The organism is Ruminococcus bromii, assembly GCF_928721825.1.
GTDB classification, from domain to species: domain Bacteria; phylum Bacillota; class Clostridia; order Oscillospirales; family Acutalibacteraceae; genus Ruminococcoides; species Ruminococcoides bromii.
Genome location: NZ_CAKMVP010000003.1, coordinates 497,617 through 514,721, shown reverse-complemented (window position 1 = coordinate 514,721; position 17,105 = coordinate 497,617). Strand labels below are relative to the sequence as shown.

The window sequence follows — 17,105 nt, the reverse complement described above, 5'->3', positions numbered from 1 at the left end:
GGTAGATATATTTATACAATTTTAGTATATCATATTTTAGCCATAAAATCAAGGATTGTTGCGGATTTATAAGGAAAAGGCAAGAAAATATTATAAAAGCGGAACTGCTTCTGTTACAGTTCCGCTTTGGTAAATCGGTTGTTTATTGACAAAGAATGGTTATTCTTTCTTCTTCCTATTCGGAAAGCTGCCCTCAAGCCATTCTTCAAACTCCGCAAGGGTGATTTTGCCGTCGGAGCATTCATCACGCTTTGTCATTGCCTGATACTTCCACTTTTTGAAATCAGGCTCTTTAATCTGCCTTACACGAACACGGGCGGCATAGCGCTTATAATACTTTTGATATAACGGAATGGCGGCATTGTCCGCTATTTTCTTTTTATAGTTTTCTTGTGCGGCTAAGTCCTGGCAGTTGCGGGTTTCGCCCTCGGCAATGCGGTCGCAGTAGTTGGTGTCATAGTTGCCTTTCATAATAAAATACTTACCACAGCGTTTGCATTTACGCATTCCGATATCGGACTTCAACAACTGTATCAGTTCAAACTCAATTTGCTGTTCAATGCTTTCACAAATACAGGTTTCGTACTCGTCGGCTTGCATTGCAGACAGGGAAATCATTTCCGGCATAGTAAAGCCGAGTTTATCCAAATTCTTTTGAACGCTCGGTGAAACTTCAGAAGCGGCAGCCATTTTTATATCCAAATCAGAATCACTTTCTACACAGCCCTCAAGTACATTTTCCACCTGATGTTCTGCGTCAACGATGCTGATGCTATACACAATCGTTCGCTTTTGCTCTGTCGGCAATCCGTGGTTACGGCAGTAGCCTGCAAATCTCGTTTTGTGAGTTAGGCTATTGAAAAATCCGTCGCAAAAATTCTCGTCAAATGTCGCCTCGATTAAATGCAATAGATTGTTTTGTATTTCTTTAAGGTAGTGGTAATAGTCTGTCAACTCCTGCTTTGAGCAATGAAGCAGAATCGGCGGAAATTCCGCTGTAAATAGCGAAGCTTCTATCAATGGCTTAAAGCGTTTTTGCGTTTCGGTTAAAGCCAAATAATAATAAAATTTCTGTTCTTTTTCGGTCAGTAAAGAAATATCAAGACTTGTCTCATCAGGCAAGTCTTTATTTGTGCGATTCAGGCATTCATTATACGCCGAATCAAAATCAGCATAGAGAAAATTCAAAATTCCTTCGCCCGGTGAAAAAAAGACAGAAGCGGTGTTCATCGGTGAGATATAAGTTCTGCTGTCGCCCATAGGAAGAAAGTCAAATGCAGAGTTTATTTTTTGCGTAACGGCTCGCAAACAAGAGAGCGTATCGGCAGTATCCTGCTTAATTTGAGCAAGTTCACCGTCCGACAAAACAAATTCTTTTTTGCCGGTAACAGCCAAAGTAATCGCTTCTCGGTTATCGACTTCGATAGCGTTATACAGCTCAAGAAGTTTTGAATAGTTGTACTCGTCGTTTACGGAAAATACGCAAGATTTTTCGTCGTTCGTTACGTGCCATCTGTTTGGAGCAAATCCAAAGGACACGGCACTGTATTTATCTTCTGTTTGGAGTAGGTTTTCGCTCATTGCTAAGACCTCCATTTTAGAAAATGAGAATTTTTGAATAATTAGCAAATCCATATCACTACAAACAACATTATACAAAAGTATTGCCTTCGTGTCAATACACCGCTATAATAAATTTGTAAATCAAGATTGCGCAGTATTTGATTTTCTAAAATTGAATGACCGTCCGAATGGGATATGACTTTGCGATGATACGAGCAGGGCAACGCCGCTGAGATGGGGGCAGGGATAACAAAAACGACTTTTGGGTAAAACGGCGAAAAGGCAACAGAAAGAGTCCTCCTTTCGACTGTTGCCTCTTACATAGCTGTACAGACTGTGCAGCTTTTTTCTCACAAAGGAGGTTAAGAAGATGAGAAAAACAGAATTGAAAGAGCTTTACAAGATGATGTTCCCGGACTATCCGGACATTGTTACAGTAGCTCAGCTTCAACAAATGCTCGGTGTAAGCCGACACTTGGCATACGACTTGATTAACAACGGATATATCTCCGGCGTTAAAATCGGAAACGCTTTTAAGATTCCGAAGGTCAATGTCATCAATTATGTTATGGAAGAAGGTGTGAAGAATGCAAGTTGAGAAGCTGAAAACGATTGATGCGGACACGCTGCTGTCAACGCCAATGAGAAAAACCCTATTTGTGGTTGACGGCTTGATACCGCAAGGACTCAGTGTGCTTTCGGGTTCAAGTAAAATCGGCAAGAGCTGGCTTATGCTTTGGCTCGGCGTTCAAGTGGCGAGAGGACAGCCTGTGTGGGAATTTGAAACCCACAAGAGCGAGGTGCTTTATCTTTGCTTGGAAGATACTTACGCAAGAATACAAAGCCGCCTGTATCAAATCACAGACGAAGCACCGCCCGAACTTCACATTACCACAACAAGTTTACAAATCGGCAACGGCTTGGAACAGCAAATCGAACAGTATCTTTCCGACTTTCCGAAAACAAAGCTTGTCATTATCGACACCTTTCAAAAGGTACGAGATTCAAAAAGCACCGGCGGAAAAAGCGGAATGTATGCAGGCGACTATGACGATGTTTCGGCGCTGAAAAATATTTCGGACAAGTACGGCATCGCTGTTATGGTTGTTCATCACGTCAGGAAGCTGAAGGATATCAGCGACCCATTCAACGAGGTGTCAGGCTCCACCGGTATCACAGGTGCGGCAGATACGAATTTTGTTTTGAAGCGCAGCCGTGCTAACGAAACCGGAACGCTGCTTGCCACCGGTCGAGATATTGCATATCAGGAGCTGACCTTGAAGTTTGACAACCGCAGTCACTTGTGGGAATTAGTCGAGCGAAAAGATATGGAGGATATTCATCGTGAAGAAATTCCAAAGTTTGTTTTCCGGCTGGTTGATTATATTTCGGAAGTAAAAGAATGGCGAGGCACGGCAACGCAACTTATAACGCAGGTGAACGAAACCGAGGTTACACCGAATGTCGTGACCAAAATACTTGCCCGATTTTCTTCGGAAGTTTTTCAGCCACAAGGCATCGAATACAAAACAAAACGCACCGGCACGAGCCGACTGATTTACTTAAAAAAAGAATGACGGCAATGACGGCGATGACAATGAATCCGCTATATAGGAAAAAGCCGTCACAGCCGTCACTATCGTCACTTTTTGAGAAAGTGGATATAAGGCTATACAGGTAATGCCAATCCGTAAGGATAGCGAGCATAGGTTTTGTGTTGCCTTTGAAACCCACAAAACCGGCGGCAAATTGCCGAAAGGGACTTGCCGCCCCTGTAACCCCGATTTTTAGGAGAAAGGAATGAAAATATATGAGACAAAGAACAACTGCAATCAATATCCGAGTGACTGAGGGAGAGAAAAGAAAGATGGAAACTGCCGCTAAAAAATGCGGACTTTCGCTCTCTGCTTACCTTCGAAAGCTTGGCTTGGGCAAGGAAGTTCAGGCAACTTTGCCACAGGAATTTTACGAAGCTTACCGAGGTTTGACCTCACTTCGTGACAATTGGAAGTCGCTTTCAGAAGCCAATGTAAATGCAAACTTCAACGATGTTGTGAGCAAATTATTGAAGGCTTATCACTCAATCGGTGAGCCGGAAAGCGCAAGTGATTCGCCGTGGCAGTAACAAAAATATGGGCTGTAACCGACAGCGTCAGCCGTGTTTTAAGTTATGCGGCGAACCCGGACAAGACGATTTACAGCGATATTTGCAAGGCACTTCACTACGCAAGCTACGAGAGAAAAACTGTAATCGGTGAAGAAAATGCTATGTATGTGACAGGCGTAAACTGCACCGCTGAAACAGCTTTTGACGAGATGAAAGCGGTACAAGAACGCTTCGATAAGACGGTCGGCAATGTGGCTTATCACGCATATCAGAGTTTCAAAACAGGCGAAGTTACACCTCAGCTTGCACACAAACTCGGCGTAGAGCTTGCAAAAAGAATGTGGGGCGATCAGTATCAAGTGCTGGTCGCTACGCACTTTAACACCGGCACATATCACAATCATTTGGTCGTCAATTCGGTGAATATGTGGAACGGTAAGAAGTTTAACTGCAACGAGGGAGCATACTGGAAACTGCGTAGTATTTCCGATGAGCTTTGCAAAGAAAACGGTTTGACGGTTATTAAAAATCCTAATGGAAAGACACCCCGCAAGCTGTACTTTGCGGAAAAGAACGGCGAGCCTACCCGATACAATTTAATGCGAGAGGCGATAGATAAAGCGCTTACTATGAGTACAAATCCCAAAGCTTTTACCTATGTTATGAAACAGCTCGGATATGTAATCGACCTTAACCCATATCATAAGTACGCCACCATTCGCTCTGTCAACAGCAAGAAAGAAACTCGTTTGTACCGTTTGGGAGAAGCCTATGACCGTGATGCAATCTATGACCGAATGAGAGATACTCTGCGAAACAACCCGCAGGAAGCTTATCGCTTATACTATGAGTTTACCGAAAAAAAGAGCTTCGGTGTAACAATTCAAAAGGCGCATTTTGTTAAAGGCAACTTAAAAACCGCCAAAAAGATTACGGGTCTTAAAGCGTTGTATTTCAGATATTTGTATCTGCTCGGCGTGCTTCCGAAGAATAAAAAGCATAAGCCGTTATCGCCCGAAATGCGTGAGGCTTGCCGTTGGCTTGACCGCCACACCGCACAGGTACAGCTCATTTGCGACAATCACCTGACCGATATTTCTTCTGTGGAATCGTTTATAAAAAACACAGATTCGGAAATTAATCTCATATCAGATTACCGCAAAATGCTCTACCGAGATATTGATTCTTGTCACGATACCGACGAAAAAACAAAGCTTGTTGCCAAGCGAGATAACTGCACAAAGGCTCTGGCTCAGCTCCGAAAGGACAGGAAAACAGCGGCAAGAATTATAGAGGATAACCCCAAAATCAAAGAAAATATTCTCATTGAGGAGAATATGCGAAGCCGATATTTCGGACTTAATAAATCAAGAAAGAGAGGATACGAACGATGACAAAACGAAAATCAGATTTTACTTTACCGACTCTGGATGACCTATTTACAACGCAGGCGGAGCGTGACGACGCAAAGCTTGAGCATGTAAAGAACATACCGCTTGACGAGCTTCACCCTTTTAAGAATCACCCCTTTAAGATATTGAATAACGAGGAAATGGAGCGAATGATTGAGAGTATACGCAAGGTCGGAACGATAACTCCGGCACTTGCAAGACCGCTGCCTGACGGCGGATACGAGCTTATTTCGGGGCACAGAAGGCTTGCGGCGTGTCAGGTACTCGGAATTGAAACCATGCCGGTTATCGTCCGTGAAATGTCAGATGATGAAGCAGTAATCGCAATGGTTGACGCAAATCTGCAAAGAGAAACAATACTGCCAAGCGAAAAAGCCTTTGCGTATAAGATGAAGCTGGAAGCGATAAAACATCAGGGTGTTACTTCTCGCCAAGTTGGCGAGAAGTTGTTGAGTGTAACACAAGTGAGCAAAGACAGCGATGATAGTGAGCGACAAATCCAACGCTATATCCGCTTAACTTACTTAATTCCCGAACTGCTTTCAATGGTAGACGATAATAAAATCGCTTTCAACCCTGCGGCAGAAATCTCCTACCTTGACCGAGAAGAACAGCTCACTTTGCTTGACGCAATCAATATGAATGACTGCACACCGTCCCACGCACAGAGTATCAGGCTGAAGAAAATGTCACAGGACGGCTTGCTTACCGCCGACGCTATTTACGCTATTTTGTCGGAAGAAAAACCAAATCAAAAGGAACAAATCAAGCTGCCTCGTGATGAGCTTCGCAAATACTTTCCGCAAAATTACAGCGATGAGCAAATCAAGCGAGATATTCTGAAAGGATTGGAGCTTTTGAAACGCCAACGAGAGCGCAACAGAGACGCCCGTTAATTCGAACTAAAGTGTACAGCGAGTGACTTTTGCAGAATGGAAAGAACTATGCTGGCAAGCTATAATAGGCTTGTCGGTGTAGGTCTTTCCTGTGATGTACAATGAAAGGAGTTAAAAACAATGGTATCAGGACACCTACAAGTTAAAAAAGGTTTTTATTATGTAGTGCTAAGCTACTATAACAACAACGGGAAACGCCGTGTGAAATACTTTTCCACGGGACTGCCCGAAAAGGGTAACAAGCGCAAAGCCGAAGCTGAGCTTGTGCGAATCAGAAGTGAATTCGTGCCCCCGCAGGAAGTCGGAGAGCTTGCTTCCGATATGCCGTTTGCAGATTATCTTCTCGAATGGCTGGAAATCGTCAAGGTGCGTGTTAAGGCAACCACATTCAGCTCTTACGAGCAAATGGTGAAATCGGTGATTGAGCCGTATTTTCGTAAGAAGGCGTTAACGCTTCAGGGATTGGAGGCAAGACACATTCAGCAATTCTATTCCGAAAAGCTGAAAACGGTCAAGCCAAACTCGGTTATTCACTATCACGCTGTTATTCATCAGGCGCTGAAATACGCAATGAAAACTGACCTTGTTACGCAGAATGTGGCAATGAAAGTGGATCGCCCGAAAAAGAATGATTATCAGCCTGTATTCCTTGATGCAGAAGAACTGCAGCATTTATTTGAAGTAGTCAAAGGGACAAAGCTGGAACTTCCTGTTTTGGTCGCCGCTTTCTACGGCTTGCGTCGTGGCGAGGTCTGCGGACTGAAATGGGACGCCATTGATTTTGAGCGTGGCACAATCACCATAAGGCACACGGTCACTTCTCTGCAAGTGGACGGAAAAACAAAAATGTACGCACAGGACTCTGCCAAAACAAAATCCAGTATGCGTACGCTTCCGCTTGTCGGCAGCTTTGCGGAGTATTTCAAAGAAGTAAAAGCGGCACAAGAAGTCAACAAAAAGGTCTGCGGCAACTGCTACAACTACGAATATGACGGCTATGTCTTTGTAGACGAGCTGGGAGATTTAATGCGACCGGAGTATCTGACAAGCTATTTCCCACAGTATATCCAAAAGCACGGCTGTAAAAGAATGCGTTTTCACGATTTAAGACACAGTTGCGCAAGCCTGCTTCTTGCAAACGGCGTTCCGCTGAAACAAATTCAGGAGTGGCTGGGGCACAGCGATTTTTCTACCACCGCTAACATCTATGCTCACCTTGACTACACTTCAAAACTGTCCTCGGCAAAGGCAATGGTCAGCGGAATGGCGCTTCCCGAATCGGTGAATTTCGGCAGTAAGTGGACCGAAATTTCAGATGATGGCGGAAAGAACTGATTTTTACGGTTCGAATACGCCAAAATGCCCGAAATCGCCTTGTTCTTTCCAAAAAACGGCCTGTTCTTTCCATAGTTTTGAGCTGATTTTGAGCATAAGGGCAAAAAAGAAAAGCCCAAAAAACCTTGATTTTTCGGGCTTTTTTGGCGGAGAGTTAGGGATTCGAACCCTAGGTTCCTTTTGGGAACACAGCATTTCGAGTGCTGCACCTTCGACCACTCGGACAACTCTCCGTGTATGTGATTCCGCATTTCTTTCGAAAACTTTTGGAAAGAACTGACGGAAAGAACAACAAAATATTTAATTTTCGAACCAGAGAAAAACCCTGATTTTACGGGCTTTTTTAGCGGAGCAAACAGCCAACTCTACAAAAAATTTCGAGTCATGTCCGTTATGACCACTTCGATACGTCTCCGAATATTGGTGATTTACCTTGATTATTGTACTTGTTTTTTGTGCGATTGTCAAGCAAAATTACACAAATTTGTAAATTTTAAATTTAATCTGTAAAAGCATAAATAAGTGTCTGCGATTATTATATGAATACTTATGCTTGATTTTGCGGACAGTTTTTCTTGAAAATCATGTACGAAAAGATTATTGAAACAACCATACTCAAATTATCAATCGGCACAACTGCACCTGCGGGATCGTCCTGCAAGACTTTGAACAGCAGAGTTACGAACAGCCTGTTGCAGCACAAGAAAGGCAGATATAGGCAAATTTAGTTTTGGCATTTATTTATAGCAGACTGTTTTCCTTTTGCAAAAATAAGCAACGCTTGTGCGGATTGATGTTCCGAAATTTGATTAAGTTTCTTCTATGCTTTTAGGGTGTATTTTCCGTTTTTGATTATAACAAAATCCTTTGCCATAAGTTTGTGAAGAAGTTGCTTCGATTTTTTATGACTTATTCCGAGAAGTTCGGAAATTTCTTTTGAAGTTACAGTGATGTTGTCAGTAATGTATGAAATTACGGCATCCTGTCTGTCTGTTTCAATATCGGGACGATTTTGTAAAATTTGAGTATTAGTTGAATTACTTTCGAGAACAAATGAAAGCTTTAAGGTGATGCTTTCGGGTTTGAAACTTTCTTCAATGACCGGCAGAACAAATCCGTGGCTTTTCCAAACGGAGAAGATATTAGAAATACCGAAGCCGTCGTTACTGCCGATTCCTATCAAATTAAACATACGCATAATTGCCGTGTTTCTGGGGTCGGATATACCACCCGCTCTTGCAGCGTCGAGTTCAACTCTAAATCCGCCGGGATTGGTCATTGTAATGCTTTCATCGTCTTTTATAACAGCAACACCGTTTGACCCATAATAGTCGGCATTTATAAGGCAGTTTGCAAGAGCTTCCTGCAAGGCAGTTGTAATCAGTGTAATGTCTGATTTAATATTTACTGTCTGTTTTATATCGGATGATATTTTTTCAAAGACCTTTGTAAAGAAATCATAAAGATTTTCACAGTCTGAATTTAAATCTGATAAAATAATTGTGTGTTTATCATCTTGTGTTGTTTCCTTATATTCAAGACAATAGGACGGGTATTCTTTTTTGATGAACTCTGACTTACCGAACATAAGAAGTCCTGCGGCTGTAGGGTGAAACAAAAGGTCTTCCCCTACTCCGATTGCTCCTATTGCCTGCAAGAAATCTTTATCCGACAAATTTTGAAGCCGATTGTTTGGCTTAACAGTTGACATTTTTATTCGGTAGCTGTGGAGTGAATCGGTATTAAATACGGAAACAGTCAAACTTTGGATAATATTCATATCCTGTGTTTTAATCCTGGAATCACGCACCATAGCGTTAATTTGATCGGGTGTACAACGGTAGTCACCCTCGCCGTTTCTTCTGTATGAATTATGAATACTGCCGTCAAGATACACGGGACGGTCAAATCTTTTTGCTTTTGGCACTGTAATAACGATAATATGCTTATTTTCAATTTTTTGCACATAAACATCTTCATATGAAAGAATGTTTGTGCTTACTTTTTGAATATCGTTTGCTATCTCCCAAAATTCCTCAATAAGTTCATCCGGATCGGGAAGATTTACGGGATGAAGTGATTTGTCCCTGTATTCTTCTACACCTAAAAGTATAATTCCTCCGAGCGTATTTGCAAAGGATGAATATGTTTCCCACAAGCTTTTAGGTAATCCGCCTGTTGCCTTTTTTGCCTCTATTCGGTTGTTTTCTCTGTATTTTTCAATGTTGTTGAGGTCAATCACATTCATCTCCCCTATTACTGCTGCGGTTATTCTTTTTATATCAACGGTTTTGTCTGCTAATAAAAGCACCGCAGAAAAAATCTACGGTGCAATTTAAAGATTCGCTTAAAAAATCAGTTTTCTCTTCCGAGAAGGTAGTCAACAGACACTTCAAGAATATCAGCAAGTGCAACAAGCTCAACATCTGTGACAAAACGAATCTGACCTTCAAGCTTTGAAAGTCCTGACGCATTCATATCAACGCCGTTGACCTGTAATTGGGCAAGAAGCTCCTTTTGCTTCATACCCTTCTGCTTTCTTACAGCCTCAACTCTGCTTCCTACGAGGTTTCTGTCTCCAAGTTCCTGTTTTCTTAATCTCATTTTCACTCTCTCCCAAATCGTTTTAATTCTTTTTTAAAATTCTTTAAAAACATTGTGATGTTATTATAATACTAAAAAGGAAAAAAAACAAGGGGTTTTTGTAAATAAATTTAAAAAAATGAAATTTTTTCGGAAATTTGGTTACAAATTGAAATATAATAGTTACAATGTACCTAACGAGCGGTAATATCATAAGGTTAGTTGTGCAAAATTTACAACACTTAATTCTCAATAAGAACGAATAATTTGTGTAAAGCTTTGGCTCTGAATACATTTTCGCAAATTAGTTCCTTGACAGAAATAACAGTTACAAAATATTACAAATGAGAAATCTAAGTTTCAAAAAGAAAAACGCCCTCACTTAAAAGAGCGTTTATACCTATTATTGATTTATTTATGCTTTGAAATTACCGTTTTCGATGTCTGTAATCATTGACACACGGTTTTCGTGTCTGCCACCTTCATAAGGTGTGTTAAGGAAGATATCGGCAAATTTAACAGCATCTTCCTCGCTTGTAACTCTGCCGCCCATACAAAGGATATTTGCGTTATTGTGTCTGCGAGTCATTTCAGCACAAAATTCGTTTGAAACAACTGCGGCTCTGATTCCCTTTACCTTGTTTGCGGCAATCGAGATACCGATGCCTGTACCGCAACAGAGAATGCCTATTGAGCATTCGCCGGAAGTGATTGCAGTTGCTACCTTGTAGGCATAAACAGGATAGTCAACGCTTTCTTCACTGAAAGTGCCGTACTCTTTGTATTCAAGTCCTTTTTCATCCAGATATTTTTTGATTGCGCAGATAAGGTTATATCCGCCGTGGTCGCATCCGAGTGCTATCATTTTGTTCTACCTCCAAGTTTTTTATTAAGCTCACGCTGTGCCTGAGGCAAGCGGAGATATACCGGCATAAGCTCTTGTGCCGAAACGGTTTGTCCGTTATTTATCATTTCAAATGCAACAAGTGCAGTTGAAGACGCCCTTTGATATTTAAGGTTTACGGGAGCAGACTCTGCATTTTTAATTTCATTACCGATGTATTTACAGGTAATATCGGTACCGTCACCTGCTATGATGATTCTTCCGTCAACAGACAGCAGTTCGTTTTTTAAGTCATCAAGCGATAATGCTCTGTCATCACAAAGTCGGGTAACAACTCCGCTTTTAATTTCAAACAATGCATTGTATACCTGTGAACAGCGTGCGTCCATTACGGCGCAAACTATGCAGTCGGTTGAAAGAAAATTATAAGCCATACTCTCAAGTGTTGAAACCGAAACACACGGTATATTATTTGCAAAAGCAAGACCTTTTACTGCCGCAACACCGATTCTTACACCTGTGAATGAACCCGGACCTGCGTTGACTGCAATTGCATCAATGTCGGCTATTTGCGTTTTTGTATTGCTCAAAAGCTGTTCAACCATAGGGATAAGCGTCTGACTGTGGGTAAGACTTGTGTTTATGAAAGTTTCACCGATCAGCTTGCCCTCTTCTGAAAGTGCAACAGAAGCGGCTGTTGCAGATGTGTCAACAGACAGAATTTTCAAATTTCAACACCTTCAATTTCAAAGATTCTTTCGTCATCGCTCTCCCCTTTTTCAATCGTTATTCTGATTGCATTTTCGGGAAGTGCGCCTTCAATATTTTCGCTCCACTCAATTACGAGAATACCGTTGTCAATATAGTCAAAAAATCCCGTTGAGTACAAATCATCCCATGAATTAACTCTGTACATATCAAAATGATAGATATTGTACTTTCCGCTGTATTCGTTTACAAGGGCGAAAGTAGGGCTTGATACTCCGTCATCAACACCGAGGGCTCTTGCCAGACCTCTTGTAAAGGCGGTTTTGCCCATACCAAGTCCGCCGAAAAGAGCTATTACCTCTGTGCCGTGGAGCTGTTTTGCAATTTTTTCGCCGATTTGCTCAGTTTCATCGGCGCTGTGAGAAATCAATTTTATCATATCAGAAAAGTCCGCTGATTTTACCGTTTTCGTCAACATCAATTTTTTCTGCGGTGGGAACCTTCGGAAGTCCCGGCATTGTCATAATGTTGCCTGTATAGATTACTACAAAACCTGCACCGTTTGAAATTGTTACATCTCTTACTGTGATTTCAAAATTCTTTGGAGCACCAAGCTTTGCAGGATCGTCTGAAAGCGAATACTGTGTTTTAGCCACACATACAGGAAGCTTGTTGCCGCCGAGTGCCACAACTTCCTTGATTGCTTTTTCTGCGGCCGTTGTGTAGATTACCTTTGACGCACCGTAGATTTCCTTTGCAATCTTCTCAACCTTTTCCTTGAGCGTTAGATCGAGTGAATAGAGAGGCTCAAATGCAGACGGCTTTTCGCAAGCCTCTACTACCTTATTGGCAAGCTCTATGCCGCCTTCTCCGCCATTGCAGAATACATCTGAAAGGGCAAAATCCGCACCCTTTGAAATACAGTATTCTTCAATGTACTTTAGCTCTTCTTCTGTATCTGTGCCAAATCGGTTGATTGCTACGACAACGGGAACATTGTACTTTCTCATATTGTCAATGTGAACTCCGAGGTTTACAATGCCCTTTTTGAGTGCCTCAATGTTTTCGTTTGAAGTTTCTGCCTTTGGAACGCCGCCGTTGTATTTTAATGCACGGCAGGTAGCCACAATTACAATTGCCGACGGAGCAATTCCGGCATATCTGCACTTGATGTCAAGAAACTTCTCTGCACCGAGATCCGAGCCGAAACCTGCCTCTGTAATACAGTAATCAGCAAGCTTTAATGCAAGCTTTGTTGCTCTTATGCTGTTACAGCCGTGAGCGATATTTGCAAAAGGTCCGCCGTGCATAATTGCAGGAGTACCCTCAAGCGTCTGAACAAGGTTAGGTTTGATTGCATCCTTGAGAAGTGCAGTCATTGCACCCTCAGCCTTCAAATCCTTGGCGTAAACGGGTTCACCGCTGTATGTGTATGCAACAAGAATGTTGCCGAGTCTTTCTTTGAGATCGGAAATATCATTTGCAAGACAGAGAATTGCCATAACTTCCGATGCAACCGTGATAATGAAATGATCTTCCCTCGGAACACCGTTCACCTTGCCGCCAAGACCGATTGTGATATTTCTTAATGCACGGTCATTCATATCAAGACAACGCTTGAAGAGAATTCTTCTCGGATCAATGCCGAGTGTGTTGCCCTGCTGAATATGGTTGTCAAGCATCGCGCAACAAAGGTTGTTGGCTGCTGTAATTGCGTGCATATCACCTGTGAAATGAAGGTTGATGTCCTCCATCGGAAGAACCTGTGCATAACCGCCGCCTGCGGCGCCGCCCTTAATTCCGAATACAGGACCGAGCGACGGTTCACGAAGTGCTATGATTGCCTTTTTACCGATTTTAGCCATAGCCTGACCAAGACCCACCGATGTTGTCGTTTTTCCCTCTCCGGCAGGAGTTGGATTGATAGCAGTCACAAGGATAAGTTTACCGTCCGAATTATCCTTTACACGGTCAGCAAGCTCATCAGAAAGCTTTGCCTTGTACTTTCCGTAAAATTCAAGCTCATCGGCAGAAATCTCAAGCTGATTTGCAATTTCTGCAATAGGCTTTAATTCTGCGCTCTGAGCAATTTCGATATCAGATAACATAATATTCCTCCGTATCAAATTCATATCTCCTTTATTATAACAAAATGCGAAACTTGTATTATTCTGTATTGAAATTATACTTGATATTGAAGGCATTATTTAATATAATTATAAGGAAAAAGTAATTCAAAAAGGTTGTTTAAGGTGAAAAGAGTTTTAGCAAATATATATGAGTACTTTCGTCAATGTGACACTGTGCTGTGGCTTTTGACGCTTACGGCAATTGCATACAGCTTTCTTTTGATTGCCAGTATGCAGAGGTCGGGTAATTACAGTTACCTAAGAACACAGATTGCTGCCGTATCTGTCGGACTTGTTGCAGCGGTGTTTATCTCAATTGCCGATTACAGATTTCTTATACGAAAATGGTACATTGCCGCAATAGTGGGAATTGTTCTTGCCGGACTTGTGTTTGTGTTCGGTGTCCGTGTGAGCGGCACTGATGACACGGCGTGGATAAATCTCCCGGGAGGTTTTTCAATACAGCCGTCCGAGTTTATCAAAATCTCTTTTATAATCACATTTTCAAAGCATTTGTCATGGCTTAAAGAAAAGAATATGACGGAAAAGTTTTCAGGGGTACTTTCACTCGCAGTACACGCAATGATACCTATGGCTATTATTCATATTCAGGGTGATGACGGTACGGTTCTTATATTTGCCCTTATGTTTTTAATAATGGCATTTACCGCAGGCGTTCAATTAAGATATTTTGCAATTTTAGGCGGATTACTCGTGTGCGCAATTCCGATTATATGGAATGTGTTTATGAATGAAGAGCATCGCAACAGAGTTCTTGCGCTGTTTGACCTTGACGGAAATGCACTTACAAATTACGGCTGGCAACAGTATCAAGGCAAGGTTTCAATTGCGAGCGGAGAAACTTTCGGAAGCGGTCTTTTTAATGGGCAAAGAGTTGAACATTCAATAGTGCCGGAACAGGAAAATGATTTTATTTTTACCGTTGCCGGTGAAGAACTTGGCTTTGTCGGCTGTATAGCACTTTTGCTCTTGCTGTTTTTTATAGTTTTTAAGGTAATTTTAAATGCAAAGCTATCGACTGAATTTGAAGGAAAATATATCTGCTGCGGTGTGTTTGCAATGATAACCTCTCAAACGGTTGTAAATATCGGTATGGTTTTGGGTTTTCTGCCTGTCGTAGGAATAACGCTTCCGCTTTTCAGCTCAGGCGGAACTTCTGCGTTAAGCACGCTTATAAGTCTTGGGCTTGTTCAAAGCGTCAGATACCACAACACCGACGATATGAATAAAGCGTTTGTAAGGCGAGGCAGTACAAACCGCATCAGAATGTAATTATATTCCCTCATCACCGAAAATACGGAAAAAGTTAAAACGCAGGCATTTTTAAAATGTCTGCGTTTCTTTGCGTTATTTTTCGCTGATTGTAATGTTTGCTTTATAGCTTCCGCTTACCCAACAGGTTGATGTTCCTTTCAACTTGAAAGTTACCGGCATCTGAACAGAACCAACCGTTCCGCTCTGATCCGAGGTATCTATTATACATTCAATATCGGAGCTCTTAAGATTTTCAAGTTCTTTCTTACTGCCGATTACCGTAACACTCATATTGGTTTGGGTTACATCGGCTTTATATTCTGAAGATAAACCGCTGACCTTAAATGAATCAACCGTGTATGTTTTCTTCGATAAGCTGCTGAGATCCAATACAACCTTAGCGGCGGTTGAATTACTGATATTTTTGCAATCTGTCGGAATATTGATGCCCTGATCATTGTATTCATACCGCTTATTTGAGAGAGTTGCAAAGTCAATGGATTCAAGCTTTATGCTTTTAGTATTGTCAAGAACTTTTTTAGGACCTGCGAGAAGAATTTCAGATGGCTCGACTGACAACATATCGTCGCCGAGGTTGAGTCCTTCAGGCTTGTTCATAAACTCGGGAACAACCTTTACTGTCTTTTCGGGAAGAACAGAAATTGACGCCTCTACCGTGCCAAATTCCATCTTCAAAAGATCGGTGGAAATTCTATTGCCGGACTTATCGTAAAGAAGTATATCGGCTGTTGCAGATGTTGAGTCATCAAGGATTCCGTCAAGTTCTGCTGAAGCTGAAACCTTGGCAATTTTTGCAATCTCTGTCTGCGGACCCGAAACGGTTATATTTTTTGACGCAAGCGAGGTTGACGCATAGTAGCCGTCAGCAACCTTATACACGACATTCTCCTGAATCGGAAAACTTGTTTCTCTGAGATAATCAACAATTACATTCACATTTGACGGCGTAACAGTTGAAATTATCTGGAAATTTGCACTTGGATTAGTCTTTACTGCGGAAAGTGAAATCTGATAAGTTCCTGCGGAATCAATACCGTTTGTCGCAGCGGTTACGGTGATATCCTTTGTGCTGATTGAACCCAGAACAGCCCTGCTGCCTGTTACGGTAACGGTTGCTGTTTGTTCGGTATCGCTGAACACCTGCAGACCGTTGTTGACAAGCTGATCCGGCAATTCAATTTGAATAGGAATGTTACTGATTGTAACGGAAGTATCATTCGTAGTTCCCATACTCATATAAACCCATGTTATTGTTGAGATTACAAGGGAGAGTATAATCAGAAATTTGTTATTCTGAAACAGTTTGTTGAGAGAGAGTTTTTTCTTTTTCATTCGTCATCCTTCTCTCTGTTTGAACTTTTCGGGTTTTTCTGGAAGAATTTTCTTGACTGCTCTTCATCATCATAACCGCGGTCATAGATAAGAAACTGTTCAAGCTTTTTAATAAGCGCTTCTCTTGTAAACTCACGGAGAAGGATTCCGTTGACGGCAAGAGAAATCACTCCTGTTTCTTCACTGACAATGAGGACAACGGCGTCGCTTTGTTCACTAATGCCGAGTCCGGCTCTGTGTCTTGTTCCGAGATTTATATCTACATTTTGATTTGTTGTAAGCGGTAAAATACATCCTGCTGCAAAAAGTTTTCCGTCACGGATAATGCTTGCACCGTCATGCAAAGGAGCTTTGTTAAAAAATATATTGCCAAACAGAGCTACCGATGTTTCAGCGTCGATAATTGTGCCTGTAGCGGCTATATCAGACAGCATAGTTTCACGTTCAAATACGAGCAATGCGCCTGTTTTTGAGCGTGAAAAAAGAACGGCTGTATCGGCAGCGTCAATAATTGACTTTTCGACTGCCTTTTTCCAATCATCGCTTTTGCGGTGCTTTGTAAATATCCTTATATATTTTTTATAGGTGTTGTTGCGTCCCATCTGTTCAAGAGCTTTTCTGATTTCAGGCTGGAATATGATGGCGATAACAACGACAGCTGCCTCAAAAAAGGTTCGCAACAAGGATGAAAGCATAACAAGACCGAACAAAGATGAAAGAAAATACACTATAATAAGAATAATTACACCTTTGAGAAGCTGAACCGCTCTTGTTTCCTGAACAAGCTTGAACAGTCCGAAAATCAGCAGTGCAATTGCAAGAATATCTACAACATCTCTGAATTGGATAGTCTTGATAATGGAAAAAATGCTGTTAAAAATTTCCAATCTGCTTTCCCCT

At 41.7% G+C, this 17,105-nt stretch carries 16 protein-coding genes and 1 tRNA gene; 7 read left to right on the top strand and 10 right to left on the bottom strand.

Annotated features, from left to right (window positions below):
• Window positions 1-159 precede the first annotated feature (159 nt).
• Complete coding sequence (locus QDI94_RS02710) at window positions 160-1,581, bottom strand: DUF6076 domain-containing protein (protein WP_278866907.1); 1,422 nt, start codon at window positions 1,579-1,581, stop codon at window positions 160-162.
• A gap of 352 nt (window positions 1,582-1,933) precedes the next feature.
• Between QDI94_RS02710 and QDI94_RS02705 the strand changes: the two genes are divergently transcribed.
• The 6 genes from QDI94_RS02705 (at window position 1,934) to QDI94_RS02680 (ending at window position 7,313) form a co-directional block, all read left to right on the top strand.
• Window positions 1,934-2,161: a helix-turn-helix domain-containing protein gene (locus QDI94_RS02705; protein WP_021949813.1), complete on the top strand. Its 228-nt coding sequence runs from the start codon at window positions 1,934-1,936 to the stop codon at window positions 2,159-2,161.
• Window positions 2,151-3,140, top strand: a complete 990-nt coding sequence (locus tag QDI94_RS02700) for an AAA family ATPase (protein WP_278866901.1) — start codon at window positions 2,151-2,153, stop codon at window positions 3,138-3,140. The genes QDI94_RS02705 and QDI94_RS02700 overlap by 11 nt, the downstream gene beginning before the upstream one ends.
• Window positions 3,141-3,373: 233 nt before the next feature.
• Window positions 3,374-3,688 (top strand): plasmid mobilization protein, encoded by a 315-nt coding sequence (locus QDI94_RS02695; protein WP_177713925.1) that lies wholly within the window; start codon window positions 3,374-3,376, stop codon window positions 3,686-3,688.
• Window positions 3,679-5,064, top strand: a complete 1,386-nt coding sequence (locus tag QDI94_RS02690; RefSeq protein ID WP_278866898.1) for a relaxase/mobilization nuclease domain-containing protein — start codon at window positions 3,679-3,681, stop codon at window positions 5,062-5,064. Before QDI94_RS02695 ends, QDI94_RS02690 begins: the two co-directional genes overlap by 10 nt.
• Entirely contained in the window at window positions 5,061-5,978 is a 918-nt protein-coding gene (locus tag QDI94_RS02685; protein ID WP_278866896.1) for a ParB/RepB/Spo0J family partition protein, read from the top strand. The genes QDI94_RS02690 and QDI94_RS02685 overlap by 4 nt, the downstream gene beginning before the upstream one ends.
• Window positions 5,979-6,179: 201 nt before the next feature.
• A complete protein-coding gene (locus QDI94_RS02680; RefSeq protein WP_341460955.1) occupies window positions 6,180-7,313 on the top strand; it encodes a site-specific integrase in 1,134 nt (377 codons plus the stop codon).
• A 144-nt stretch (window positions 7,314-7,457) separates the two neighbouring features.
• Here QDI94_RS02680 and QDI94_RS02675 read toward each other — a convergent pair.
• From QDI94_RS02675 to QDI94_RS02645, 7 genes are all read right to left on the bottom strand, one after another.
• Window positions 7,458-7,546: transfer RNA gene (locus QDI94_RS02675), tRNA-Ser, on the bottom strand.
• A gap of 587 nt (window positions 7,547-8,133) precedes the next feature.
• Complete coding sequence (locus tag QDI94_RS02670) at window positions 8,134-9,624, bottom strand: RNA-binding domain-containing protein (RefSeq protein WP_278866892.1); 1,491 nt, start codon at window positions 9,622-9,624, stop codon at window positions 8,134-8,136.
• Window positions 9,625-9,668: 44 nt separating this feature from the next.
• Window positions 9,669-9,917 carry a helix-turn-helix domain-containing protein gene (locus QDI94_RS02665; protein ID WP_015523855.1) on the bottom strand — a complete coding sequence of 83 codons (249 nt, stop codon included), beginning with the start codon at window positions 9,915-9,917 and terminating at the stop codon, window positions 9,669-9,671.
• A 394-nt stretch (window positions 9,918-10,311) separates the two neighbouring features.
• The gene (gene rpiB, locus QDI94_RS02660) at window positions 10,312-10,761 is read right to left on the bottom strand and encodes a ribose 5-phosphate isomerase B (protein WP_101028482.1); all 450 of its coding nucleotides are present in this window, start codon (window positions 10,759-10,761) and stop codon (window positions 10,312-10,314) included.
• The gene (gene tsaB / locus QDI94_RS02655; RefSeq protein WP_278866889.1) at window positions 10,758-11,468 is read right to left on the bottom strand and encodes a tRNA (adenosine(37)-N6)-threonylcarbamoyltransferase complex dimerization subunit type 1 TsaB; all 711 of its coding nucleotides are present in this window, start codon (window positions 11,466-11,468) and stop codon (window positions 10,758-10,760) included. The genes rpiB and tsaB overlap by 4 nt, the downstream gene beginning before the upstream one ends.
• A complete protein-coding gene (gene tsaE, locus QDI94_RS02650; RefSeq protein WP_187128348.1) occupies window positions 11,465-11,887 on the bottom strand; it encodes a tRNA (adenosine(37)-N6)-threonylcarbamoyltransferase complex ATPase subunit type 1 TsaE in 423 nt (140 codons plus the stop codon). The genes tsaB and tsaE overlap by 4 nt, the downstream gene beginning before the upstream one ends.
• A gap of 1 nt (window position 11,888) precedes the next feature.
• Window positions 11,889-13,556 carry a formate--tetrahydrofolate ligase gene (locus QDI94_RS02645; protein ID WP_278866887.1) on the bottom strand — a complete coding sequence of 556 codons (1,668 nt, stop codon included), beginning with the start codon at window positions 13,554-13,556 and terminating at the stop codon, window positions 11,889-11,891.
• A gap of 144 nt (window positions 13,557-13,700) precedes the next feature.
• Between QDI94_RS02645 and QDI94_RS02640 the strand changes: the two genes are divergently transcribed.
• The gene (locus tag QDI94_RS02640; protein ID WP_278866884.1) at window positions 13,701-14,870 is read left to right on the top strand and encodes an FtsW/RodA/SpoVE family cell cycle protein; all 1,170 of its coding nucleotides are present in this window, start codon (window positions 13,701-13,703) and stop codon (window positions 14,868-14,870) included.
• Between the two features lie 75 nt (window positions 14,871-14,945).
• On the opposite strand, the gene QDI94_RS02635 is transcribed toward QDI94_RS02640, so the two are convergent.
• Together QDI94_RS02635 and cdaA are read right to left on the bottom strand one after the other, a co-directional pair.
• On the bottom strand, window positions 14,946-16,205 hold the full coding sequence (locus tag QDI94_RS02635) for a CdaR family protein (RefSeq protein ID WP_101028478.1): 1,260 nt from the start codon (window positions 16,203-16,205) through the stop codon (window positions 14,946-14,948).
• Window positions 16,202-17,092, bottom strand: a complete 891-nt coding sequence (cdaA, locus tag QDI94_RS02630) for a diadenylate cyclase CdaA (RefSeq protein ID WP_278866880.1) — start codon at window positions 17,090-17,092, stop codon at window positions 16,202-16,204. Before cdaA ends, QDI94_RS02635 begins: the two co-directional genes overlap by 4 nt.
• Between the last annotated feature and the right edge of the window lie 13 nt (window positions 17,093-17,105).